The organism is Tundrisphaera lichenicola (genome assembly GCF_051175385.1).
In the GTDB taxonomy this organism is placed as follows: Bacteria; Planctomycetota; Planctomycetia; order Isosphaerales; family Isosphaeraceae; genus Tundrisphaera; species Tundrisphaera lichenicola.
Window position 1 is genome coordinate 3,838,063 of record NZ_CP195106.1, and the last position, 23,326, is coordinate 3,861,388.

The window sequence follows — 23,326 nt, forward strand, 5'->3', positions numbered from 1 at the left end:
CTTCAACTCCACCAGTGGTCTGCGTCGGGGTCGCGGTACTCTTCTTCGAGGGCCTCGCGTTCGAGCCGCTGGGCCTCCTCACGCTGCCGGATGGACTCCTCGCTCTCGGGGGGCGTCGCATCCTTCACGGCGTCGAATCGGTCGCGCCCGACCACGAGGTACCGGAGGGCGTCCATCAGGTGATTGTCGAGGTCCACCGGGGTCTCCGGGTCGCCCTTGTCGCCGTAGCGATACTTCGCCGACTCGTCGATCAGGTCGCCCAGCGTCCCGAGCACCCGGATGGATTTCTCGCGGATCCGCTGGGTGACCATCGCGATCCCGGTCCGGATGGGGTGGTCCCCCTTGTGGACGCACGGCACCACGTCGTGGCCGGCCAGGCGGAACTCGGCGATCTGAGAGGCACCGGCGGGGTCGGCCCACCAGCGATAGGGCCGGGCCTCGTGGCGTGGCAACGCCTTCGAGAGCGCGGTCAAGGTCTGGCGTTCCTTGTAGTGCGTCCAGCCGATCCAGAGATTGCCGTCCACGTCCTCGATCGAGCCCACCGAAGCGAACGGGTCGCGGAAGCCCCAATCGATCCCGCCCAGGTGCTTGCCCGCGAGGTCGGTCGGCCAGTCCCCCGGCTCGACGATGATGCTGGGGAACTCGGGGTAGACGAGGCCCTCGTTGACGACATCCCAATTGCCGTGCAGGAGCCGCTCCCGCTCGACGTCGGTCTGCATCTCCAGGTTGGCGAGGTAATCCGGGTCCTTGTCCAGGAGCGCCGGATTGTCGTGGATGCTGGCCCGGATGAAGGTGATCGACTTGGGCCGGGCCTTGGGCCCGAAGTGCTTGAGGATCTCCTCCCGCGTCCGCCCGTACTCGATGACGCCCTTGTGCCGGATCATCCAGAGGATGACGCCCGAGGGGGTCGGGTACATCGGGTGCTTGCGATCGACCCAGGGGGCGAGCAATCGCTTGACCCACGAGCCCGCGTCGGGGTTGCAGGTCCCCCGGATGTAGGGCCTCACCCCGCACGTCGAGCGGGCCCGCGAGAGCAGATAGAAGAACTGCGACTCCGTGAAGTGCGTGAGTTCGTCGAACCCGATCAAGGGGATCTGGCCGCCCTGCCAGTTGTACTTGGTGGCCTCGTGCTGGAGATGGCGGAACGTGACCTTGCCGGCCCTGGGGAAGTCGTAGCGGAGATCCCCGATCTTGGGCACCCCGCCGATCGCCGGGAAGATCTCCCCGGCGGTGTCCCAGAGCCCCCCCTCCTGGGTGATCTGGGGGGAGAGCCTCCGGAAGAGGACCGCCCCGAAGCGGGGGTTGCGGCTGGCGTGGCGCGAGGCTTCCATCAGGAGCGCGTAGGACTTCCCGCCCCCGGCCGAACCGCCGTATATGGCGATATCGGCGGGTGTGGCCATGAACGCGCTCTGAGGCCCCGGTTGCGGCCGGATCGCTCGCGTCACGATGGCCATTCACGCGGAGTCTCCCGAGGGCTCGGGCGATCCGAATGGATAGAACAGGCCGGGCCACTGGCCTGGCGCGAGCCCGTTGTAGAGGCAAGAGCCGCATCCCGGCTCGACCGGGGCGATGAAGGGCACTCGCCAGGACAAGCTTCCGGCGGCGTCCCTGGCCTTGCTCATCGACTCGTAAATGCCGTGGATCTCCCACGAGTCGGGCGTCTCGGTCCCGACGATCCAGAGTGTCATGACGCGACTCCCGAATCCCGCCCGTTGTCGGGCAGGTAGATGTGGACCCGTTCCTCGTCCTCGGCCTCGTCCCTGATCGGTGCGGCTTCCCGAGGTCGGCCGAGCGATCGGTTGAGCAGCTCGCGAGCGGCGGCGATCCGGTCCTTGGGGGCAACGTCGGGGTCGTCCATCAGGTCGCGGAGCAAGGCGAGGGCGGCGGTCGCCGCGTCGGCGATCCGCTCGACCGGGGCAATCAATGCGACATTCAAAGCGGTGCGCATCTCTTCGATGGGCTTGGGCTTGCGGCCCGCGCCGGGCCGCGCCCCGCCCCGATTGCTGGAACCCTTCGATTTCCCGGCGTTTTTCGCGGTCTTGGTGGCCATCGCCTCGTCGCAATCCCCTCAACGTCGAGGGCTTCGGTCGCGTTTGATTCGGTCAGTAGCCCCGGGCGAGCATCCGGGCGGCCTTGCGTCGGCCTGGGCGTCGGTCGGGGTCGGATTTCGGGCTCCAGGGCGGGGAAGCTTTCGCCCGTTTGTGTGCGGCCTGGGCGGTCGGCCGGGCCTGGGGTTGGATGATCCGGGGGTCGATGTCGATCCCCAGGACGCCCCAGAGCAGTCGCTTCGCGTCGGCGAATCGGCGGATCAAGCTCATCGTCCGATCTCCTCGGTCCTCGTTGGTCTCAAGCCGGGAGCCCGGCCGGGGTTCGTCCCCTCCGGCCGGGCCCATCGCGGGGGGCCGGTCGGCCCCGCACCTAGGGTGTTCCCGTCACTCGTCGTAGGCGAGGATCAATTGAATGGTGGCCATCCCCTCGGGCACGCCGGGCACGGCCAGGGTGAGATCGAGATCCTCGCCGGCGGGGATGTCCGGGACGGCGGTGGAAGCCCTGGGGTACGCCGAATCGAGCCAGGCCTGGGCCTCGCCGGGGTCGTCCATGCCGTCGGGCAGGACGAAGGCGTGCACCTCGCTCGGCTTGACCTGGGCGGCGGGGTCGTAGGCGTCGAACCGGAGCGTGATCGCGACGGCCTCGCCGGCGGGATCGATCGCGGAGAATCGGGGTTCGAGGTCGATCCGGGCGACCGGGCCGGTCGGCTCGACCGGGGCCGGGATGGTGCGGTGCATCGGGCCGGAACGCTGGCCGAGCTTGAGTCTCATCGTTCGGGGACCTTTCGTTGACGTTGGCGGAAGAACATCAGTCGCGGGCCGAGACTCGGCCTCACGCTTTTGGGGGGGAGGGGCTCGATGGGGCTTGCGGGGTGGTGGCCATGACCAAGGGCAGGCCAGCGAACTTCTGCGCGGCCTTGTTCCGGACGATGGTCTCGGCGGCGGTGGCCTGGGCCCGTTCGAGGGCCTCGGCCTCGGTCTGATGGTGGACGAGGCCGATGAGCTGGGCGGTGGACGGGGCGACCGTCTCGACCACGCGGAGGGCCGGGGCCTGCTGGATCGGGGGGAGCGGGGCGGTGCCCAGGAGGAGGGCCCGCAGCCGCTCGCGGTGGAGGTAGGCCGCGACGGCGACCAGCCCCAGGATGAGGTATTGCTCGGTCGTCACGACTGATGCCCTTTCGCGCGGAGGATGAACAGGATGGCGAGCCCGGCCAGGCCCAGCCAGACCTCGCGGGGGATGTCCGAATCGGCTTGTGGTTCGAGGCCGGGGCGATACTGCGGGTCGGCTTTGCGGATCTCGGCGACGAGGACGACCGGCCCGGGGTCGGCCTGGTGGCGGTTCAACTCCTTGCCGGTGGCGTCCTGGATCACGATGTCGGGGCGACCGTTGGCCGGGAGCCCGACGCCGGCGACCATCGGGTTGCCCGGCTCATAGGCGTTGATCGCGAGCCGATCGCCCATCCGGTCGGCGACCTGGGCGAACTCGGGGTCTCTCCGGAGCCGCTCGACGGTCGCCCTTCGTTCGGCCTCGGGCCCGATGATGGTCAAGAAGACGTCGGGCTTGCGGGCGAGCCCGCCGGCCTCGGCCCGGTGGGGGGCGTTCCCCCCGTACCACGAGGCCCCCGGCTTGACGTTCGGGAGCTTGTCGGCGATCACCCCGGTCGGGGCGGCGGCGTGCGGCGGCTGGGCCGTTGCCGGTGCGGGCTTCGGGGCCCGCCCGTAGAGCTGGGGATTGTCCTCGGGGCGGTAGCGGACGTTGGTCCCTTCCATCCAGCCGAAGACTTGAATGTGGCGACCGTCGAGAGGGGACACGGCCGTGAGCCATGTTTTGGGCGGGTCCCCCGGCTTCGTTTCGACGGTCGCGGGGCCCTGTGCCGGGGCGTCGGCTCCCGGTAGCGTGGCGAACATCGCCAGGACGATCAGCGTCGATCGCATAGTCATATCAGCACTCTCCGAAGCCTTTGCTTCCAGGGGGCAACATCGCCCGGGTTGGTCAGTTGTGGGGCGGCGGCGGCGGGGGCGGCGCGAGCGTGTACCACGCCCAGCCCTGGCCGCTCGGCCAGCCGAACCGCTTGCGGAATTCGTCGGTGGACATCCACCAGATGTGTTCGGGGTCGTTATTGTCGAGGATGCCGGTGTAACGGTCATCCATCGCCACGCATAAGACCATGTGTGCGATGGTCCGGCTGCCGTAGAACTCGCCGTAGCCGTACGTCACGCAGACGGGCCGGCCCGAGTCGATCCCCTCCCGGATGAAGTCCAGGTCGCCGCCGAGGTACTGGCGGTATTTGACGCCGGGGGCACGCTTCTGCATCTCGCGGTCGACGCGTTCGGGCCAGCCCCCGCCCGGCTCGGATTGGAGGGCTTCGAAGATCCCGACGAGGCCTTCGACGTTCAGGTACCGGGCCATCATCTCGGTCGAGGCCCAGACGCAGAGCCCGGCCCCGTCGGTGCCGACGGTGTTCCGGACCCGGATCTCGGGGGGCAGGTCGGTGGCGACCTCGGCCCCGTCGTGGCGAGGCCCGTTGGGCGTGGCCTTCTGGGCGATCGCGGACCCGGCGACGGCCAGGGCGATGAGCGACGCGGCGAAGGGCTTAGCGAATGGCATTGTGGCCCCTCCGGAGCATCATCATTCCCACGGCGATCGCCAGGGTCGCGAGCACGCCCCAGGTGGCCCCGCGATACAGGGCGTCAAGGTACATCGCCTGCCAGGCCTGGCCCGCCAGTTCCCGCGCCCCCGGCACGAGCCGGGCGGCACGAGGGAAGGCGGCATCCGGCATGGGCGGCGCGGTCGTGATCTGCCGGATCAGGTCGCGGATCGGTTCCAAGGAAGAAGGCCCCCAGGATTGCGGCGACGATGAGCATGTGGAGGGTCGGGTCGAGCAAGGCGTCGAGCGCCCGGCTCATCCCTTGGCGATCGCGGCACGCATCCCGGCGGCGGTCGCGGCGATCCCGAGGGTGTCGACGGCCCCCTGGTAATCGCCGACGGAAGCCTTGTAGAGCGCCAGGCCGAAGAGTCCGGCGGCGGCGAGGTAGGTTCGGTATCCGCTCAGCTTCGAGAGGATGGACATGGTAGGGCTCGCGGGGCCTGGGGTGGGGGTCAGTCCAGGGGCCCGAGTCGGTCCATGATCGAGTGCGTCCCGGCGGATCGGTCCCGGCGTGCGCTCCGCTCGGAGCATCGCATCACGCGGGAGATCTGCCGCTTGGGGACGCCGGCATGAGCGAGGACCCTGCCGACGAACGCCCGGAGTTCCTCGACGGTGGCGTGCTGGAGCGCGAGCCGCGTCGGGTGGGTCGGGTCGATCGAGATTTCGGCCTTGGTCCCGTCTCTGTGCCGTCCCGTCATGGCGCTCGTGGCCTCATGGTGGTTGGCCGGCACACTTCGGCGTGCGTCGGCCGGTTCAATTGGTTGTCCGCACCCAATCGGCCATACCCGGCGATTTTTCGGGCAATTAAACCCTTGTGTTCCGTCAGGTTACTAAATTATTTCGGGCGGACAAACAACCGGGCAAGCCCCACCCCGGCCCGGGGATTGGTGATGGCGAAGTACTTTCCTCGCGAGGTCGGCCGGACCCCGCGACGGAGTTGTTGAACAATCCGGCCGGGCGGTTCGCGGCCCGGATTGCCGCCGCAACGAGCGACGCGGACCCATCAGGGTTCATTGCTGGGTGTAACCTAAACCGTAACCGTTACGGTCGAAATCGCCCCAATTCCGCACCCAAAACGCGGCGTTGCGTCATTAGTGTAACGCGGAACCGATCGACGTAAGGCGTTTTCTGGCATCGAATTGCAAGTAACAAATCGGCAGGCTATTGTTGCGGAATGTTGATAATAATAGCCCTCCGAAGGCAGAGGTTGCAGGTTCAACTCCTGCCGAGCACATCGAAGGTCGGACTCTCCGCGAGGGAGTCCGGCCTTGTTTCGTTCGAACCCGACTTCTGGGTCGCGAATCGCCGCGAATTCAGGGAGGAGATCGGGGAGGTATCGAACGCCAACGACCCGGCCCGGGGCATCCTCCCCGGGCCGGGTCGCACACGATCTCGATCCGAAGGATCGCGATGAATCAAGCAGCGTCGGTGTTGTTGATCGCCTTCCAACGAATGCCGTTCGACACCCAAGAGGGCTTGGAGGGCTTGGGAGCCGGGGCCGGGGCCGGGGCCTTGGTGACGACAGGAGCCGGTGCGGGCGTCGGTGCCGGGGCCGGAGCGGGAGCCGGGGCAGGAGCGGGTGCCGGAGTGGGCTTCGGGGCCGGGGTCGCGGCGGCCGGGACGTCCTGGAGGACCTGGGCGGCGGCGATCGGGGCCGCCTTCGAGGGGTCAAAGACGAAGTCGGTCTTGGTGTTCACGTCGCCCACGTGGATCGTCCGATCCTGGACGACCTTCCCGTTCAGGGTGACGGTGACCTCGTAGTCGGCGTTCGGGGCGACCGGGACCTGGTAACCTCCGGCCCCGCTGGTGGTCGTCTGGTACTTCGCCCTGGTGGCGAGGTTGACCGCGGTGATGGTCAGGCCGCCGTTGCCCTCGCCGGGCGTGTAGAAGTCGTCATTGTTGGAGTCGTTGTAGGAGACCCCGAGGATCTGCGGCCCCAGGCCTTGACGGCTCCCGAAATCCTGCGTCAGCACGATCGGTCCGACGCCGTTGGTGGTGTGGACGATGCCGATCCCGACTTCCTGATAGGCGTCCTGGGGAGACGTCCCGGGCTGGAGCAGGTTTTTGTAATGGCCATCGTCCGCGACGCCCCAGTCGAACAGGAAGGACTGGAGGGCCTGATCGGCCGACTGGGCGAAGGCGTAGGTGTTCTCCCCCTCGGAGGTGGGGTTGGTGTAACCGCCGGCGGAGAAGCGTCCCCCCAGCCCGATCCCGTTCGGGCCTTTGTGCGTCTGGACCGAGTTGTCGGCCTGGAACTGGCTCTGGTCCTGGGCGATCGAGTCGAGCGTCGAGCTGACCGCGAGCGGCGGCTGAGGGGTTGCGGCGCCCAGCTTGGCCTGGAGGCCGGCCACCGTGAGCCCATAGGCGTCGAGGGTCGCCTGGACGTCGCCGCCGAGGTTGGCGGTCAACTTCTCGCCCGCCGCCTTGGGGTCGGTCCGGACCAGGTTGATCAGCTCGACGACATATTGCTTGTCCGCGGCGAGGCCCGCGACGCCGCTCAGCACCTGACGGGTTTCGAGTCGCTCTAGCATCGGGGTCCGACGGAGGGTGGGACGGGTCACGGAGACCTCCTTGGCCATATTCTTAATCCGCCCTTGAGGGGCGTCGGTCGAGGGTCTGATCGCTCCGACATCGGAGCGAGTCGGGTCGGGAAGATTCGATAAAACTTGAGGAATTTCGTCGGGGTGAGCGTCTGGCGTTGGGCAGGCGGAGCAAGTAAAAAGCAAGCCCCGTGCCACATCTCCGAGATTGTCGGCGAGAATCGCGATATTCGGGACGCAAGTCAATGCGGGAGAATTGCTTGAAAAAAATGGGGTCCTCGAAACGGAGTCGAGGTGCTCCGGACGCTCCGGTCGACCTTGTGGATCGCGTCGACAACGGCATCCGACCAACTTACAACGGGACGAAAATTACAAGGTTCTTTGTCGTTTTCGATTTGCAGAACTTTCGCTCAAGTTTGGAGTTATGGCGGACGGAGGCTCGGTGATTTCGGCCGGATCTTCGTTCGGTTTGGGGGGGAGATTCGGTCTTGAGGGATGGCTCGGAAATTGCGGAAGACTTCCAATCGGCGACCGGCCGGGATAGCCTGGGGGCCGGGCCGGGAATGAGGCCGAGATCCGGGTTCGCGAGTGCGACGCGGCTCGATCGCCGCTAGCCCGACGGAGCATCAATGCGATGGCAGCGACCGACGACGTCATGAACCTGGTCGCCGAGGCGGAGTCGACCGGCAAGCTCTCGGCCTCGGCCTCGGTCAATATCCGCCGATGGTTGACCGAGCCCCCGTTCGCCGCCTACCGGGACCGACTGGTCGAGGATGTCCGGGCGGGTCGCTGGGAAGTCCTGGACGACGCCTTTTACGCGGTCCTGGAGTTCGGGACCGGCGGTCGTCGAGGCAAGATGTACCCGGTCGGGACCAATGTCCTGAACAACCGGACGATGGCCGAGAGTGCCCGAGGCCTGGCCGACTACATCACCGCGAACAAGGGGGCCGATGCCCCGCGATCCTGCGCCATCGCCCGAGACACCCGGCACAACTCGGCCGAGTTCGCCGAACTGTGCGCCCGGGTCCTGGCGGCGGCGGGGTTCAAGGTCTACCTCTTCCCCGAATACCGCTCGACCCCCCTGCTCTCCTTCGCCGTCCGCTACCTGAAGTGCGACGGCGGGATCATGATCACGGCCTCGCACAATGCCCCGTCGGACAACGGATTCAAGTGCTACGCCGCGACCGGGGGCCAGGTGATCCCGCCGGATGACTCGGGGATCATCGCCCGGGTCAAGGAGGCGTCCGACCGGGAGATCCCCGAGGCGGACTACGCCAAGGCCGTCGCGGATGGCTCGATCGTCCTGGTCGGCACCGAGGTCGACGAGGCTTACACCTCGGCCGTCGTCGGCGAGTCGGTCAGCCCGGCTCGGGACGTCTCGATCGTCTACACCCCGATGCACGGGGTGGGCGTGACCTCGGTGGCCGCCTCGCTCCTGAAGGCGGGCTTCGCCAAGGTGAACGTCCTGGCCTCGCAGAAGACCCCCGACGGCGACTTCCCCAACGTCCCCGGGCACGTCTCGAATCCCGAGATCCCCAAGACCCTGGATGCCGCCATCGCCGAGGCCAAGGCCACGGGCGCGGATCTGGTCCTGGCCAGCGACCCCGACGCCGACCGGATCGGCGTGGGGTTGCCCGTCACGGGCGACCCGAGCGGCGATTGGACCACCCTGGACGGCAACCAGATCGGGGCCTTGCTGGCCGCCTTCGTGATGAAGGAGACCAAGGACCGGGGCAAGCTCCGCGACGACCACTACCTGGTGACCACCCTGGTCTCCACCGAGATGGTCCGCGACCTGGCCCATCGCGAGGGCGTGGCCATCGAGGACGACCTGCTGGTCGGCTTCAAGTGGATTGCCCAGCGGATCGACGAGCGAGGGCCGGTCGGGTTCCTCTTCGGGTTCGAGGAGTCGCACGGCTATCTCAAGGGGACCCACGTCCGGGACAAGGACGCCGCGGTGGCCTCGCTCCTCTTCGCCGAGCTGGCCGCGACGGTCAAGGATCGGAAGCAGACGATCCTCGAATATCTCGACGACCTCTACATCGACGTCGGCCACTACGGCGAGCGTCAGGTCAACAAGACCCTGGAAGGTCGGGAGGGGGTGGCCCAGATCCAGAAGCTGATGGCGGCCTTCCGGGCCAATCCCCCGAAGTCGGCCGGAGGGCTGGCCCTGACCGAGGTCCGCGACTACAAGATGCATGAGGTTCGCGCGATCTCCGGCGGGGGCGGCACGAAGCCCATGCCCGAGCCCTCGGGGGACATCCTGATCTTCCAGACCGAGGCCAAGGGGACCCGGTTCGCCGTCCGCCCGTCGGGGACCGAGCCCAAGATCAAGCTCTACCTGTTCGCCCGGAGCGATACCGAGGGCGTCACCGACCGGGGCAAGCTCGCCGAGATCAAGGCGAAGACCGCCCGGCAGATTGACTTGATCGCCCAGGATATCGAACAATTCATGCGCGACACGCTTTCCGCCACCTGATCGAACGATTGACGGGGAAGGACCCCGCGGGGCATCCATGTCCGACGCACCATCGAAGGCGATCGAACCGCGCGAGAAGGTCCGGGGGTTCCCCACCACCCCCGGCCTCTACCTGATGAAGGATGCCCAGGGGCGGGTCATCTACGTCGGCAAGGCCAAGAACCTCCGGGCCCGGGCGGGGTCCTACTTCCAGAAGACCGCCGCCGAGGACAAGCGGATCTGCGACTGGGTCGGCGAGATCGCCGACATCGACTTCCTCGTCGCCGACAGCGAGGTCGACGCGCTCCTGATGGAAGCCCGGCTGATCAAGGACATCCAGCCCCGGCACAACCAGGACCTCAAGGACGACAAGTCGTTCCCCTACCTCCAGATCACCACCGGGGACGACTTTCCCCGGGTCAACTTCACCCGCGAGCCGCTCGAACGGGGGGTCAAGCTCTATGGGCCCTTCCCCCGGGCCAAGAGCCTCCGGGGGGCGATCCAGGTCCTCCAGAAGATCTTCAAATTCCGGACCTGCTCGCTCGACATCGAGGAGGGGGACGCCCGATGGCGGTGGTTCCGCCCTTGCCTGCTCCACTCGATCAACCAGTGCACCGCCCCGTGCAACATGCAGATCGACAAGGAGTCGTACCGGAAGGACATCCGCCGGCTCCGCCTCTTCCTGGAAGGCAAGAAGGACGTCGTCCTGGCGGAGGTGGAGGCCGAGATGAAGGAGGCCAGCAAGGCCCTCCTGTTCGAGAAGGCCGCCCGGCTCCGCGACGAGTTGAAGGCCCTCCAGAACATCAATCTCCGGGGCGACCTCGACAAGCATGCCCAGCCCGAGGTCTTCTACGTCGACCCCAGGAAGGGCCTGAAGGGGCTGAAGAAAGTCCTCGGGCTGGAGTCGATCCCCCGGACGATCGACTGCGTCGACATCGCCCACCTGGGCGGGACCGAGACGGTCGGCTCGCTGGTGACGTTCATCGACGGGCTCCCGTTCAAGCCCGGCTATCGACGCTACAAGATCAAGAGCGTCCGGGGGATCGACGACTACGCCTCGATCCGCGAGGTCGTCTCCCGGAGGGTCCAGGGGCTCCAGGAGCGTGACGAGCCGTTCCCCGACATCTTCATGATCGACGGCGGCAAGGGGCAGCTCAACGCGGCGCTCTCGGTCTTCGAGACCCTGAAGATCGCGCCCCCGACCCTGATCTCCCTGGCCAAGCAGAATGAAGAAATCTACCTGCCCGGCCGCTCCGACCCGATCGTCCTGAAGCGGACCTCGTTCTCGCTGAGGCTCCTCCAGTACGCCCGAGACGAGGCCCACCGCTTCGCCCAGCACTACCACCACATGTTGCGGAAGAAGCGGACTTTGGGAGAAGATGGTTAGTCGTCGAGCGCATCACGATCGAGGGTCGATTATGAGCACCGCCAGGCCGCCGGCCGTCGCCCCCCTGATCGCGGGCCAGAAGCTCAGCCAGGCCGACTTTCACGAGCGCTACGAAGCCACGCCGCCGGGTTTCCGGGCGGAACTCATCGGCGGAATCGTCGTCATGCCAAGTCCCGTCGGGAACCGTCACGGGATTATTTCCGCAGGTGCTCTCTTCTGGCTGGGTTATTACCGGAGTCGAACCCGGGGGGTCGAGGTCTCCGATAATGCAACCGCAATCCTGGACGACCTCGGCGAGGTGCAGCCCGACGCCCTCCTGAGGATCAAGCCCGAGAATCGAGGACAGACCCGCAAGCATGGGAAATATATCGGAGGGGCTCCCGAACTTGTGGTCGAGGTCGCCGATAGCTCGAAGGCGACCGATCTCGGTGCCAAGCTCGCCGATTACGAGCGGGCCGGAACCCGAGAATATGTCGTGCTGGCGATCGAACCCGACGAGGTCCACTGGCACGAGCTTCGGGACGGCCGACTCGTCCGGGTCGCGCCCGACCCCGATGGCCTCTACCGATCGCGAGTCTTCCCGGGGCTCTGGCTCGATCCGAATGCCTTACTGAACGACGATGGGTCGGCCCTGGTCGCGGTGTTGGAGCGTGGACTTGCCACGGAAGAGCACGCGGCCTTCGTCGCAGACCTGGCGGCCAGGCCGGAACGCCGTTGAGGTGAATAGCACACGATGATCCTCGTCTCCGCCAACGGCCTGGGCCGTCAATATTCCGGCGATCCGATCTTCCAGGACCTCAAGTTCGAGGTCCGGGCCGGAGAGCGTATCGGCCTGGTCGGTCCGAACGGGGCCGGCAAGACCACCTTGATGCGCCTGGTCTCCCGGATGGATCAGGCCGATTACGGTAGCCTTTACGTCCGGCCTGGCGTCCGGGTCAGCCTCCTCCGGCAGGAGCCCGACTTCGGGCCGGAAGAGTCCCTGATCTCGGTGGCCCGGTCGGGGCTGGCCTCGCTCCTGGACATCCAGGAGGAGATGGAGGAGGCCGCCCGCGAGATGGCCGAGGCCGAGGATGAGGCCGAGAGCCTCCGGGCCTCGCGCAGGTATGAGGAGCTTCGCGACCGGATCGAACATCAGGACGCGTACTCGATCGACCACCGGGTCGAGGAGATCCTGGGCGGGCTCGGGTTTCCCACCAGCGACTTCGAACGGCCGGCGCGGACGTTCTCGGGGGGCCAGCAGTCCCGGATGATGCTGGCCAAGCTCCTCCTGGAGAGCCCCGACCTGATGCTCCTGGACGAGCCGTCGAACCACCTCGACATCCAGACCACCGCCTGGCTGGAAGCCTACCTCTCGCGGCAGTCGGTCGGGATGATCGTGGTCAGCCACGACCGCTATTTCCTGGACAAGGTTGTCACCCGGATCTGGGAACTCTACGAGGGGAAGATCGACGTCTACCCCGGGAACTACACCCAGTACTGGAAGCTCCGGACCGAGAAGGCCAAGGTCCTCCAGCGCCAGTTCGAGAAGCAGCAGGACTACATCGCCGAGCAAGAGGCGTACATCCGCCGATACGGGGCGGGACAGCGGGCCAAGCAGGCCCACGACCGCGAGAAGAAGCTGGCCCGGGTCGAACGCGTCGAGACGATGCGCGAGATCACCGGCCCGCCGATGGGGTTCGGCGAGGTCGATCGTTCGGGCGACATCGTCGTCGAGGCCCGTCGGCTCACCAAGTCGTTCGACAAGCCTCTGTTCAGCGAGTTCAACTTCTCGATCCTCAGGGGCCAGTGCGTGGGCGTGCTCGGCCCCAACGGGGCGGGCAAGTCGACGCTCATCAAGACCCTGATCGGCAAGGTCACGCCCGACTCCGGCGAGGTGAAGCTCGGGCACAAGGTCCTGGTGGGCTATCACGACCAGGGGCTCGAATCGCTCCCGCCCGAGACCACCGTCCTTCGGGCGGTCTGGCCCGAGGACGACCCCGACTGGGTCCAGGGGGACGTCCGCGACCTCCTGGCGAAGTTCGGCCTCTCCGGCGACCTCGCCTTGAGGAACGTCGGCCAGCTCTCCGGCGGCGAGAAGGCCAAGGCCGCCCTGGCGCGGCTCTCGGCGACCTCGGCCAATCTCCTCGTCATGGACGAACCGACCAACCACCTCGACATCTGGGCGTGCGACGCCCTCGAACGGTCCATCCGCGAGTTCGAGGGGACCGTGGTGGTCGTCTCGCACGACCGCTATTTCCTCAATCAGGTGGCCGATCGGATCGTCGTCGTCGCCGATGGGCGGGCCCGGGTCGTCGAGGGGGATTACGAGACCTATCAGCATCTGGCCGCGCAGGAATTGGAGGCGGCCGCCCGGAAGCAGGCCGCGCAGGCCGCCTCGGCCGCCCCGAAGGAGACGCCGAAGTCCGACGGCAAGTCCGAGAAGCGGAAGCGGAAATTCCCCTACCGGAAGACCCCCGACCTCGAACGCGAGATCGCCGAGGTCGAGGCCGAGGTCGCCGAGCTGGAAGATCTCCTGGGCCAGCCCGCCCTCTGGAAGGAGACGCTCAAGGCCATCGCGACCCAGGACCGGCATACGATCCTGAAGGAAAAGCTGGCCCAGCTCTACGAGCACTGGGAAGAGGCGGTCGAGCTGAACTCCTGAGGGGGTCGTTACAGATCTCCCAGGAGGTTCCACGTCCCGCTCGAGCCGCGAAGGGCGGGTGTCGCAATTCGCCTTTTCGAGCGTATCGGTTATCTTGAGAAGAGGCCGATCGCCCACGCCGGAAAGCGTCAAACATGCCCGATCCTCAAAAAGTCCTCACCTCCCTCCGAAGGGCGACCGAATTATTTCGAGCCACGCCCGGGCGACACGGGTGCCTGATCACCCTGGACGACACCGTCGAGGACGTCCTGGTCGTCGGCGACCTCCACGGCAATATCCCGGCCTTCCGCCAGGCGCTCCTCAAGGCGGACCTGGCCCGGCATCCGGCCCGACATCTGGTCCTCCAGGAGTTGATCCACGGGCCTCGCCACTATCCCGACGACGGGGGAGACAAGTCGCACCAGCTGGTCGACGTCGTCTCGGCCCTGAAGGGCCAGTTCCCCGACCGGGTCCACCTGATCCTGGGGAATCACGAGCTGTCCGAGCTGACCAACCGGCCGATTGCCAAGGGTGGCGTCGCGCTCAACGCGCTGTTTCGTCAGGGGATCCAGACCGCCTACGGCGCGTTTGCCGAGGAGATCTATCAAGCCTATCGCGACCTCTTCGCGGCATTGCCCCTGGCGGTCCGGACGCCCAACCGGGTCTTCCTCTGCCACTCGATCCCCGACCCGATCGACCTGGAAGAGTTCGACGTCTCCATCTTCGAGGCCGAGGAGTGGTCCCCCGAATCGATGGCCCGCCACGGTGCCGTCTATGCCCTGACCTGGGGGCGGAATACCGACCCCCAGAATGTCGACCGATTCGCCGATCTCGTCGACGCCGACTGGTTCATCACCGGGCATCAACCTTGCGATGAAGGGTTCCGACAGGCCAATCATCGGCAGATCATCATCGACGGGACCGACCCCTATCCGACCTGCTGCCTCTTCCCGGCCCGAGAGGTCCCGACCATCGAGTCCCTGATGGGCGGGATCCAGGTCCTGCCGATGTCGGTCTGAACCGGAGGGAGTCCGGAGATCAGGGCTTGCGTCCGGCCTTCCCCGGATTTCGGGCCGGCTTCGAGGATCCCTTGGGAGGGACGCCCGGCCCGAACGTCGCGAGATAGTCCTGCCCGGCCGTCTGGACGGCGTAGGTATCTTCCGAGACGTAGCCCAAAACCCCCATCTCTGGCACGTCCAGGCCTTCGACTTCGGCGCGGGCCGAGACCCGGTTGCCGATCGTCCGGCCGATCGCCGCGAAGGCCAGGAGCGACATTGGGAAGACCCAGGCGGCGTTCGCGGTCACGCCGATCGCCTGGGCCAGCAGTTGCGACCCGCCCCCTCCGTGGAAGAGGCCGATTGGGGGCTCGACGACCCCGTTGTACCCTCGGCCATAATCTCCGGTGGCGAATAGCCCGACGGCCAGGCATCCGAAGGCGCCGCAGGTCCCGTGGACGCTGATGGCCCCGACCGGGTCGTCAACCCGCATCACCTTCTCCACGAAGAGGATGCTGCCGACCACGAGGATCCCCGAGATCGCCCCGATGATCACCGCCCCGGTCGGGTCGACGAAGGCACAGGAGGCCGAGATCGCCACCGCGCCGGCGAGGAGGCCATTGCAACCCATCGTCGGGTCGGGCTTGCCGAAAGCCAGCCACATCGTCAGGAGCGAGGTCAGGCAACCCGCCCCGGTGGCGAGGATCGTGCAGGTCGCGATGGAGCCGATCCGGAGGTCGGTCGCGTCCAGGACCCGCCCGGCGTTCAGGCCCGACCAGCCGAAGACCAGGATCAAGGTCCCCACCGCCGCCATCGGGATATTGTGGCCGGGGATCGCGTTGACCCCCCCCTTCTGATTGAACTTGCCGATTCGAGGCCCCAGGGCCAGCGATCCGGCCAGTGCCATCAGGCCTCCGGTCATGTGGACCACGCTCGAACCCGCGAAATCGACGTGCCCGCTTCCCAGCCCGAAACTCGTCCCGAGATCGGCCAGCCAGCCCCCACCCCAGGTCCAACAACCATAGATCGGGTAGATCAGCATCGAGGCCACCAGCCCGAAGGCGAAGAACGCCGAGTATTTCCAACGCTCGGCCATGGCGCCGGTCGGGATCGTCGTGGCCGTATCCATGAAGACCGTCTGGAACAGGAAGGCGGCCAGGATCGAGGCCTGCCCCGCCGAGCCGGCCAGGAAGAATCCATCGAGGCCCATCACGTCCCAGCGTCGACCGAACAGGTCGAGCGAGCCCATCGAGTCGAGCGACCCCGAGCCACCCAGCGATCCGAACGCCCCGTGACCTCCGAACATCAGGCCGAAGCCGCAGGCCCAGAAGCCGATGACCCCGATCGCGAAGATCCCCAGGTTCATCGCCGCGGTGTGGGCGACGTTCTTGGATCGGATCAGGCCGGTCTCGAAGAGGGTGAACCCCGCTTTCAGGGACAGGGCCAGGAAGGCCGAGACCAGGATCCAGGCCATGTTGATCGCGACCCGCAAGGCCTTCGCCTCGTCGGCGGAGACCGGCGCGCTCTCGAGGTCGGGAATGGGGGCCACCGGGGTGAGCGTGGGCGAGGTCGAGGCTTCGACCGACGAAGCGGGCGGCGTGACCTGGCCATGGACCTCGCTGGCCCCGATCCACCCGAAGAATCCCAGGATCAGGGCCATCTGCCCCACCATCAGCCGCAGGCCATGCGTCATCGCGTCGATTCCTCGGACCGTCGTCGAGGGGGCGGACTTCGACCCGGCCACCGACTTCGCGGGGGTCGAGCGAGGAGCCCAGAAAGGATTGGAGGCCGGTTGACGCCCGACCCGCTCCCAGACCGCTCGGATCGGCTGGCAATCCGGGACGTATCGTGCCAGGACTCCGCCGCAAACACAACGCGTCAAGGGTCACGAACCTTCGAAAGCAAGTCGGATTCAGCCTCGATCCGGAGGATGAATCCGTCTCTCTTGCTGGCTGATCCAGCCAGGCGCAATAAAAAAGCCGGTCAGCCAGCATTCCCCCAGGCAAGCCACCTCTCCCATGGCAACCCAGGTTGTGCTGACCGACCGGCCTTGCTCCGGCAACCGGGACCGCAGAAGCGATCCCGATCGCTGTGTAAGAAAGGGCGAGCGGGGGGGTCGTGCGAGGCAACCCGCTCGCCCCTTGGCGGTGAGACGAAGGGCAAGCCTTGCGTCCGTCGCCGGTTGGGGTGGTTCGTAGCAGTCAGTGCTATGTAAACTTTAGAAGTATTTTTTCGTTTTCTTTTCGATCTCAGCTCTTCGTCGTTAACGTCAGGAGTAAAAAGCAAAGGGTATGCCAGTGCCCGAAAAGAGGGCCTGTCGGCAGGATGGAAGGATGGAAACGACGACGATTTCGTATCGCAAATCAAGGTCGCCAAGACGCTTATCGAAATCGAGAGGAATCTTCGATTTTTGCGAGGCTCGCGCCATCGTCGTGGATTTGACCCCTCTGTCTGCCCTGTATTTGGACAATCGCCCGGTTGTGCAGCATAAAGATTGTGCATGGTCGATCCTGGGTGCAGAATTGGACGCAACTGTATTCTAAAATCCTTTTGACTCAGGCTCGAATGGGGTGGAACGGAATGGAGGATATCAGTCGTGGGTGCGAGTCTCCCGACGCGGGATCGGGTCCGGAACGCACGAGCCATGCTCCAAGATCGGGCAGCCTGACTCATTTCGATCAGGACGGCGTCCCGAGCCGCCAGCCGGTCGCTGATTGGATCGACCTGGAGGGTTCAAGCGACCTTCCTCCGATCTCCCAGGCCGATCGACTCCGGGCGGTCTTGCGTTTCCATCGTCCCGACGGCTCGCCGGTGTTCGGGCCGAGGGGCCGGTCGATCGAGCGGCTGAAGGCTTTGAGGGCCTGGTCGAGTCGCGTGGGGGATCCTTCGCTGGCCCGGGTCCTGGACTGGTGGCTTCCCGCCTCGTCGGGCGAGTCGTCGGAGATCCCGGCCGCTCCCCCCCTTCCCTCCGACTCCCGGGCCGATCGACCCCTGGCCGTGCTTCGCCCCGACTGGACCCCTCGGGGGGACCTGGTGGCCGTCGACCACCGGGAGCCCGGCTCGCGGTCATTGATCGAGGTTTCCTCGAAGGGTCAGACCTGGCTGGGGCCAACCTGGGATTCTCCGACCCTCGTCGGCAAGGCCGGGCAGGCCCTCCCGACTTACTGGTCGACCGGTGCCTTCGCCGACTGCCTCGAATGGTCGTACCGGGTCGGGCGAGGCCGGACGACTCGCGTGGCCGTCCTGCTCCGAGGTCGGGGGATGGCCCTCCTGGGCCAGCAGGACGAGGGGGGCGGGCCGGTCTCGGAGATCCGGCTGGCCCTGCCCGAAGGGATCGAGGCGACTCCGTCCGAGGCGTCGCGATCGATGATCCTCTCGGCGGGGCGAGGCAAGCCGACCGCCCGCCTGCTCCCGCTGGGGCTCCCGAGCCACGACCTCCCGACCGATCGGGGGTCGATGGTCGTCGAGGGTCGAGAGGTGGTCGTCCGCCAGTCGAGCGAGGGCCGGAGGCGCTGGGTTTCGCTCCTGGTGGCCTGGGAGAAGCCCCCGACCCTCTGGCGGACCTTGACCGTGGCCTCACGTTCCGCGATCTGCCCGCCCGAGGTCGCCTCGGCCAGCCGGGTCGGCTGGGGCCCGGGGAATGAGGGGCTGGTGATCTATCGGAGCCTGGCCCCGCCGGACCTCCGGAACTTCCTGGGCCACCAGACGAAGGCCCGGTTCGTGATCGGCTCGTTCTCCCGGTCGGGGGACCTCAGGCCGCTCCTCAAGGTCGAGGCGTGAATTCAGCCCCGGGGCCGGCCCGGGATCGACGCGATGGCCGAGAGCGAGAGCCCGATGTAGAGGATCACCACGGTCACGGTCAGGTAGCCGGAATGCTGGTGGGCCTTGACCAGCTTGGTCAGGTCCATCGAGCCGCCCCCCCGGACGATCATCAGCCCCATCACGAGCTGCGTGACGATCAGCAAGGCGGCGATCGCGCCCAGGGCGATCAGGATGGGCTTGAGCTTGGCGTTCATAGTGTCGACAATCCTCGGATTCTCCGGCCCGTCGGGCCCGGCCATCGGCTCGGGCACCTGGCCGACGTTCGGCCCTCACCCCGTCTACAATAGACCGGGAGTCCCCCGCCGTCATCGTCTCCCCTACTCGGATCGCGTCGTGAGCCTCATGAAGCCGGATCGAATTCGCGAGAATCTGGAGACTGTCCGGGACCGGATGGCCGAGGCCGCCCGCCGATCGGGGCGATCCCCTTCGGAGGTCCGGCTGGTCGCCGTGACCAAGCGGAATCCGGCCGATCGGGTCCGTCGGCTGGTCGAGGCCGGGGCGACCGACCTCGGCGAGAATTATCCCCAGGAACTCTGGGGTAAGGCCGAGGCCCTGGCCGATCTCCCGATCCGCTGGCACCTGATCGGCCACCTCCAGGGGAACAAGGCCAAACGCACCGTCCCGATGGTCCGGATGATCCACGGGGTCGACTCCTTGAAGCTCCTCGGGACCCTCGACGAACTCTCCGCCGGCCTCGAAGATCCCCCGGCCCTCTGCCTCCAGGTGAACGCCTCGTTCGAGGAGTCCAAGCACGGCTGGGAGCCGGACGCGATCCTGGCCGACGCCCAGTCGATCGCGGGCCTCCGCCACGCCCAAGTGGTCGGCCTGATGACGATGGCCGGATACGGGACGACCGACGAGGAGGCTCGCCCGACCTTCGCCGCCCTCCGAGAACTCCGCGAGCGGCTCCGGATCGCTTCCGGCCTCGAACTCCCCGAACTCTCGATGGGGATGTCGGGCGACTTCAACGCCGCGATCGAGGAGGGGGCGACGCTGGTCCGGATCGGCTCGGCGCTGTTCGAGGGGGTCGAGTGATGATCGACCTCACCGCCCACGATCGGGGGACCGTCCTCGCGATCCGCGCCCAGCCCAACGCCCGGAAGAACGGTGTGCTCGGCGAGCGGGCGGGAGCCCTCCGGGTCGGGGTGACCGTCGCCCCCGAGAAGGGGAAGGCCAACGCCGCGATCGCCGAGATCCTCGCCGAAGTCCTCGGCTGCCGGAACTCCGAGGTCGTCCTCCTGAGCGGGGACACCTCTCGTGATAAACGATTTTTGATCCTCGGGCTCGACCCGGAAACCCTCCGAGGCCGGCTGTCGCCCCTCATCCCCGGCCCCTGAGCCGGTTCGAACCTCGATCCTCTTCCCTCGAACTTCCCCGGACCTCTCCCGATGCCCGACTATCCGCCCGAGATCACCCTGGACCCCCGGACCGGCCCGATCGGCCCCGCGAGGGTCCGCGTCCCCGGCTCCAAGAGCCTGACCAATCGCGCCCTGATCGTTGCCGCCCTGGCCGACGGCCCGAGCACCCTGACCGGGGCGCTCGACTCCGACGACACCCGGGTCATGGTCGACTCGCTCGGCCGGCTCGGGATCCAGGTCGAGCACGACCCTTCGACCGCCACCATCCAGATCCAGGGATGTGCCAACAAGATCCCCAGGCAGCAGGCCGAACTCTACGTCGCCAACTCCGGGACCAGCCTCCGCTTCCTGACCGCGATGGTCGCCACCGGCTCGGGGACCTTCCACCTCGACGGGACCCCCCGAATGCGCGAGCGGCCCGTGGCCGACCTCTTGCAAGCCCTCAACGGCCTCGGGGCCGACGCCCGGAGCGACCTCGGGACCGGCTGCCCCCCCGTGACCATCAAGGCCAGCGGGCTCGACGGCGGCTATGCCTTCGTCCGGGGGGACGTCTCCAGCCAGTTCCTCAGCGGGCTCCTGATGGCCCTGCCCTACTCCCGAGACACGACCACAGTCGAGGTCGAAGGGGTCCTGGTCTCCAAGCCCTATGTCGCCATGACGATGAGCGTGATGGAGTCGTTCGGGGTCCGGATCAACAACCGGAAGGATCGGAGGTTCGACATCCGACCGGCCCGATACACCGGGCGGACCTACGCCATCGAGCCCGACGCCTCGGCCGCCTCCTACATGTTCGCCGCCGCGGCCCTGACCGGCTCGACGATCACCGTCGAAGGCCTGGGCACCGAGAGCATCCAGGGGGACATCGCCTTCGTCGACCTCCTGGAGCACATGGGCTGTACCGTGACCCGCGAGAAGGATTCCACCACCGTCACCGGGGGCTCGCTCCGAGGCATCGACGTCGACATGAACGCGATCAGCGATACGGTGATGACCCTGGCGGTGGTCGCCCTGTTCGCCGGTGGGATCACCCGGATCCGGAACGTCGCCCACATCCGCCACAAGGAGACCGACCGGATCGGGGCCCTCGCCACCGAGTTGAGAAAGCTGGGGGCCACCGTCGAGGAGCAGCCCGACGGCCTGACGATCTTCCCACCGAGCCGGATCACCCCCGCTCGGATCGCCACCTACGACGACCACCGGATGGCCATGTCCTTCGCGCTAGCCGGGCTCAAGGCCCCGGGAGTCACGATCCTCGACCCCGGCTGCGTCGCCAAGACCTACCCCGGCTTCTGGGACGACCTGGCCCGGCTGGGCTGAGGGGGAGAAGCAAAGAATGGGTTTGTTCCGGCATCGAGAATGGGTTTGTTACGTCGCTGCAAATGGGTTCGTTCAGCGAAGCAACCTCGGATCTCGCCTGTGATTGGTGCCGGTCGAGATGGCTGAATGCTGGAATCGATCGAGACTTGCGCCGGATTCTTTGCTGTCGGACGCCCAGGCCCGGAAAAGCGATGGTCGCCGGATTGGGTTCGTTCCAGTGTTGGAAGATGGGTTTGTTCCAGCGTCGGAAGTTGGGTTCGTTCGAGCCGAGGAAATGGGTTTGTTCCGACTCCCGGAATGGCTTTGCACCTAAATTCTGCGATAAACCTAAACCTCTGAACTTTTATTCAGTGGACGGGTCAGGAACCAAATTGCGCAATCCTCGATCGCGACTGGCGTAATCCAGTCGGTCCGGTCCGCCCGTCTCCTCGTCATCAACCAAGGCGTAGTAATTCTAATCGATAACGACGCTCAGGTCGGACACAGAGATCGGGTAATCCTTATGGGCCGACGGACGTCCGCGAGATCCTTTTGGCCGTAAACCCGGAACAACGTAGTGGCCGTCACTACAAACGTCTACGAGGAACCCCTTGACACCCTTCGCTCGGGTCTCTGTCGTGATGGGTCTCGGATGGTGGTGCGAGTCGGGTCGGACGGACAAGAGGTCATTGCGGCCGGCGGGATACGGATTAGAGAGAGCGGGCCGACAGGGTGGTGCTGCACAACCTGATCCGCGAGGATGCCGAGGCGGTTGCGGCGAGGTTACGGCAGGCGATTCCGTTCCACGAGGCGATGAAGCGTAAATAGGATGGTGCGTCGATCTATCCCTGGCTCCGCGTCGAATCAGACCCAGCCGAGCCGGAGTGACGCGAAAACTATCAACTACGATAGGCGGAGCGGCTATTTTTCTGGATAACGCCGAGTTGGCTTCCTCGCGCGAATCTCTCCGGAGCGAATCTTCTCATTCCGAGTCAGTTCATCGTCGATCAAATCCAGGTCATCAGAATTGTACCCGGCCAGTTCGGAAAAATGTGGCATCCAATATCTGGCCTTAGCCACTCCTTCGGGGTTAAGGCCAACTTGAGACTTGAGGTGAGTTATCACCTTTCGCACTCCTAGATGCGAAACGACGCTCTCAAGCCAATAACGAATACTGCTCGCGTTTGCTTCCTGGAGTCCCCTGTCAAGTAGCACAATGAAACTCTGGTTATCTTGAAGAGTTCGTCGAGCAAGATCCATCGCGACCGGAAAGTTGATGTCGATCAAATCTCCAATGAAGGACAACCGAGATTGCTCATCCATTGTCCTCAGTTTGCAGCCCAACTCCTTTTCCCAAAAGGAGTTCCGCCGGAGACATACGTAATCTCTTGCGGATGGCATCATGGTCGCACTCCGATCTATGGTCGATATGGCCTGAAAAGTTTTGGAGGCAGACAAGGCAACAAATTGGGATTCATCGGTCTAGTCGGATCGGAAAAATGTCCGGTTTGATCATTCCAGTTTAGAACCAACCCGCGATTAGATCGACTAACTCCAAAATAGATCTCGCCTCCGAATTCTATCGGTTCCTCGCCGGCAAGGTCGAGGTGACCGATTGGGTAGCTTTCAAAAGGAATCCATCTTGCCTTTGATATTAATATGTTCCCTTTCTGAAACACAAAAACGTGATGGCCTTTTGCAGTCCATGTTGAACCCGCCCGAGTTCTCGTTTTCCACCTGTCATTTATTTGCAGAAGTTCACACTTTATAATTGTTCTTGGAATGTATTCCTGTTTTTATTGTAATATAAACAATATTGAATCTGTTTCCAGTGGAACATTAATTGGCGAGAAAAACCAGCTAAACCAACTTTTCCGACGGGACGAGCTTTTTTTTGCTTAATCACGAGTCCGGTCCGACGAACATTCACCATGTTTCTTAATCTTGGCTATCGAGCCTCGGTGAACGCTGTGGGCGCTTGCCCACCCACAACTTCGGACGGTCCCAATTAGCACTCTTGCACTTCGGGCAAACCCTAGGCTTCTCCTCATCTCGGGGAAGCCATTCATGCCCGCACCTACAGCGACAACCCAACAATGGCACAACACCTAACGCCTTGTCTTCCGTTTCGCGTTGATCTTCCGCCACATCGAC

General features: G+C 65.6%; 23 protein-coding genes. 9 read left to right on the forward strand and 14 right to left on the reverse strand.

Going from position 1 to position 23,326, the window contains the following annotated elements:
* Nucleotides 1-2 precede the first annotated feature (2 nt).
* The 12 genes from P12x_RS15320 to P12x_RS15375 form a co-directional block, all read right to left on the reverse strand.
* Entirely contained in the window at nt 3-1,454 is a 1,452-nt protein-coding gene (locus P12x_RS15320; RefSeq protein ID WP_435005170.1) for a terminase large subunit domain-containing protein, read from the reverse strand.
* Nucleotides 1,455-1,688: a hypothetical protein gene (locus P12x_RS15325; RefSeq protein ID WP_435005171.1), complete on the reverse strand. Its 234-nt coding sequence runs from the start codon at nt 1,686-1,688 to the stop codon at nt 1,455-1,457.
* Nucleotides 1,685-2,050 carry a hypothetical protein gene (locus P12x_RS15330; protein ID WP_435005172.1) on the reverse strand — a complete coding sequence of 122 codons (366 nt, stop codon included), beginning with the start codon at nt 2,048-2,050 and terminating at the stop codon, nt 1,685-1,687. The genes P12x_RS15325 and P12x_RS15330 overlap by 4 nt, the downstream gene beginning before the upstream one ends.
* A 52-nt stretch (nt 2,051-2,102) precedes the next feature.
* Nucleotides 2,103-2,318, reverse strand: a complete 216-nt coding sequence (locus tag P12x_RS15335; RefSeq protein ID WP_435005173.1) for a hypothetical protein — start codon at nt 2,316-2,318, stop codon at nt 2,103-2,105.
* Between the two features lie 114 nt (nt 2,319-2,432).
* Nucleotides 2,433-2,819 (reverse strand): hypothetical protein, encoded by a 387-nt coding sequence (locus P12x_RS15340; RefSeq protein ID WP_435005174.1) that lies wholly within the window; start codon nt 2,817-2,819, stop codon nt 2,433-2,435.
* Between the two features lie 61 nt (nt 2,820-2,880).
* On the reverse strand, nt 2,881-3,213 hold the full coding sequence (locus P12x_RS15345) for a hypothetical protein (protein ID WP_435005175.1): 333 nt from the start codon (nt 3,211-3,213) through the stop codon (nt 2,881-2,883).
* The gene (locus P12x_RS15350; RefSeq protein ID WP_435005176.1) at nt 3,210-3,989 is read right to left on the reverse strand and encodes a hypothetical protein; all 780 of its coding nucleotides are present in this window, start codon (nt 3,987-3,989) and stop codon (nt 3,210-3,212) included. Before P12x_RS15350 ends, P12x_RS15345 begins: the two co-directional genes overlap by 4 nt.
* Nucleotides 3,990-4,041: 52 nt before the next feature.
* Nucleotides 4,042-4,656: a hypothetical protein gene (locus P12x_RS15355; protein ID WP_435005177.1), complete on the reverse strand. Its 615-nt coding sequence runs from the start codon at nt 4,654-4,656 to the stop codon at nt 4,042-4,044.
* Nucleotides 4,643-4,876: a hypothetical protein gene (locus P12x_RS15360; protein WP_435005178.1), complete on the reverse strand. Its 234-nt coding sequence runs from the start codon at nt 4,874-4,876 to the stop codon at nt 4,643-4,645. Before P12x_RS15360 ends, P12x_RS15355 begins: the two co-directional genes overlap by 14 nt.
* A gap of 75 nt (nt 4,877-4,951) precedes the next feature.
* Complete coding sequence (locus P12x_RS15365; RefSeq protein ID WP_435005179.1) at nt 4,952-5,119, reverse strand: hypothetical protein; 168 nt, start codon at nt 5,117-5,119, stop codon at nt 4,952-4,954.
* Nucleotides 5,120-5,148: 29 nt separating this feature from the next.
* Complete coding sequence (locus P12x_RS15370; protein ID WP_435005180.1) at nt 5,149-5,394, reverse strand: hypothetical protein; 246 nt, start codon at nt 5,392-5,394, stop codon at nt 5,149-5,151.
* A 717-nt stretch (nt 5,395-6,111) separates the two neighbouring features.
* Nucleotides 6,112-7,257, reverse strand: coding sequence for a CAP domain-containing protein (locus P12x_RS15375; protein ID WP_435005181.1), 1,146 nt, complete (start codon nt 7,255-7,257; stop codon nt 6,112-6,114).
* A 613-nt stretch (nt 7,258-7,870) separates the two neighbouring features.
* Here P12x_RS15375 and P12x_RS15380 point away from each other — a divergent pair.
* The 5 genes from P12x_RS15380 (at nt 7,871) to P12x_RS15400 (ending at nt 14,720) form a co-directional block, all read left to right on the forward strand.
* Nucleotides 7,871-9,715, forward strand: a complete 1,845-nt coding sequence (locus P12x_RS15380) for a phospho-sugar mutase (protein ID WP_435005182.1) — start codon at nt 7,871-7,873, stop codon at nt 9,713-9,715.
* Between the two features lie 37 nt (nt 9,716-9,752).
* Nucleotides 9,753-11,081 carry an excinuclease ABC subunit UvrC gene (locus tag P12x_RS15385; RefSeq protein ID WP_435005183.1) on the forward strand — a complete coding sequence of 443 codons (1,329 nt, stop codon included), beginning with the start codon at nt 9,753-9,755 and terminating at the stop codon, nt 11,079-11,081.
* Nucleotides 11,082-11,112: 31 nt separating this feature from the next.
* The gene (locus P12x_RS15390; RefSeq protein ID WP_435005184.1) at nt 11,113-11,799 is read left to right on the forward strand and encodes a Uma2 family endonuclease; all 687 of its coding nucleotides are present in this window, start codon (nt 11,113-11,115) and stop codon (nt 11,797-11,799) included.
* A gap of 15 nt (nt 11,800-11,814) precedes the next feature.
* Nucleotides 11,815-13,722: an ABC-F family ATP-binding cassette domain-containing protein gene (locus P12x_RS15395; protein ID WP_435005185.1), complete on the forward strand. Its 1,908-nt coding sequence runs from the start codon at nt 11,815-11,817 to the stop codon at nt 13,720-13,722.
* Between the two features lie 134 nt (nt 13,723-13,856).
* A complete protein-coding gene (locus P12x_RS15400) occupies nt 13,857-14,720 on the forward strand; it encodes a metallophosphoesterase (RefSeq protein ID WP_435005186.1) in 864 nt (287 codons plus the stop codon).
* Nucleotides 14,721-14,739: 19 nt separating this feature from the next.
* Here the strand turns inward: P12x_RS15400 and P12x_RS15405 are convergent, their stop codons facing one another.
* Nucleotides 14,740-16,578 carry an ammonium transporter gene (locus P12x_RS15405; protein WP_435005187.1) on the reverse strand — a complete coding sequence of 613 codons (1,839 nt, stop codon included), beginning with the start codon at nt 16,576-16,578 and terminating at the stop codon, nt 14,740-14,742.
* 899 nt (nt 16,579-17,477) lie between these two features.
* Between P12x_RS15405 and P12x_RS15410 the strand changes: the two genes are divergently transcribed.
* Nucleotides 17,478-18,476 carry a hypothetical protein gene (locus P12x_RS15410; RefSeq protein ID WP_435005188.1) on the forward strand — a complete coding sequence of 333 codons (999 nt, stop codon included), beginning with the start codon at nt 17,478-17,480 and terminating at the stop codon, nt 18,474-18,476.
* 2 nt (nt 18,477-18,478) lie between these two features.
* On the opposite strand, the gene P12x_RS15415 is transcribed toward P12x_RS15410, so the two are convergent.
* The gene (locus P12x_RS15415; protein WP_435005189.1) at nt 18,479-18,769 is read right to left on the reverse strand and encodes a hypothetical protein; all 291 of its coding nucleotides are present in this window, start codon (nt 18,767-18,769) and stop codon (nt 18,479-18,481) included.
* A 91-nt stretch (nt 18,770-18,860) separates the two neighbouring features.
* On the opposite strand from P12x_RS15415, the gene P12x_RS15420 reads away from it, so the two are divergent.
* The 3 genes from P12x_RS15420 to aroA are packed head-to-tail and all read left to right on the forward strand — an operon-like array spanning nt 18,861 to nt 21,193.
* Nucleotides 18,861-19,553, forward strand: a complete 693-nt coding sequence (locus P12x_RS15420) for a YggS family pyridoxal phosphate-dependent enzyme (RefSeq protein WP_435011672.1) — start codon at nt 18,861-18,863, stop codon at nt 19,551-19,553.
* The gene (locus tag P12x_RS15425) at nt 19,553-19,855 is read left to right on the forward strand and encodes a DUF167 domain-containing protein (protein WP_435005190.1); all 303 of its coding nucleotides are present in this window, start codon (nt 19,553-19,555) and stop codon (nt 19,853-19,855) included. The genes P12x_RS15420 and P12x_RS15425 overlap by 1 nt, the downstream gene beginning before the upstream one ends.
* 51 nt (nt 19,856-19,906) lie before the next feature.
* Nucleotides 19,907-21,193, forward strand: a complete 1,287-nt coding sequence (aroA, locus tag P12x_RS15430) for a 3-phosphoshikimate 1-carboxyvinyltransferase (RefSeq protein ID WP_435005191.1) — start codon at nt 19,907-19,909, stop codon at nt 21,191-21,193.
* Nucleotides 21,194-23,326 lie beyond the last annotated feature (2,133 nt).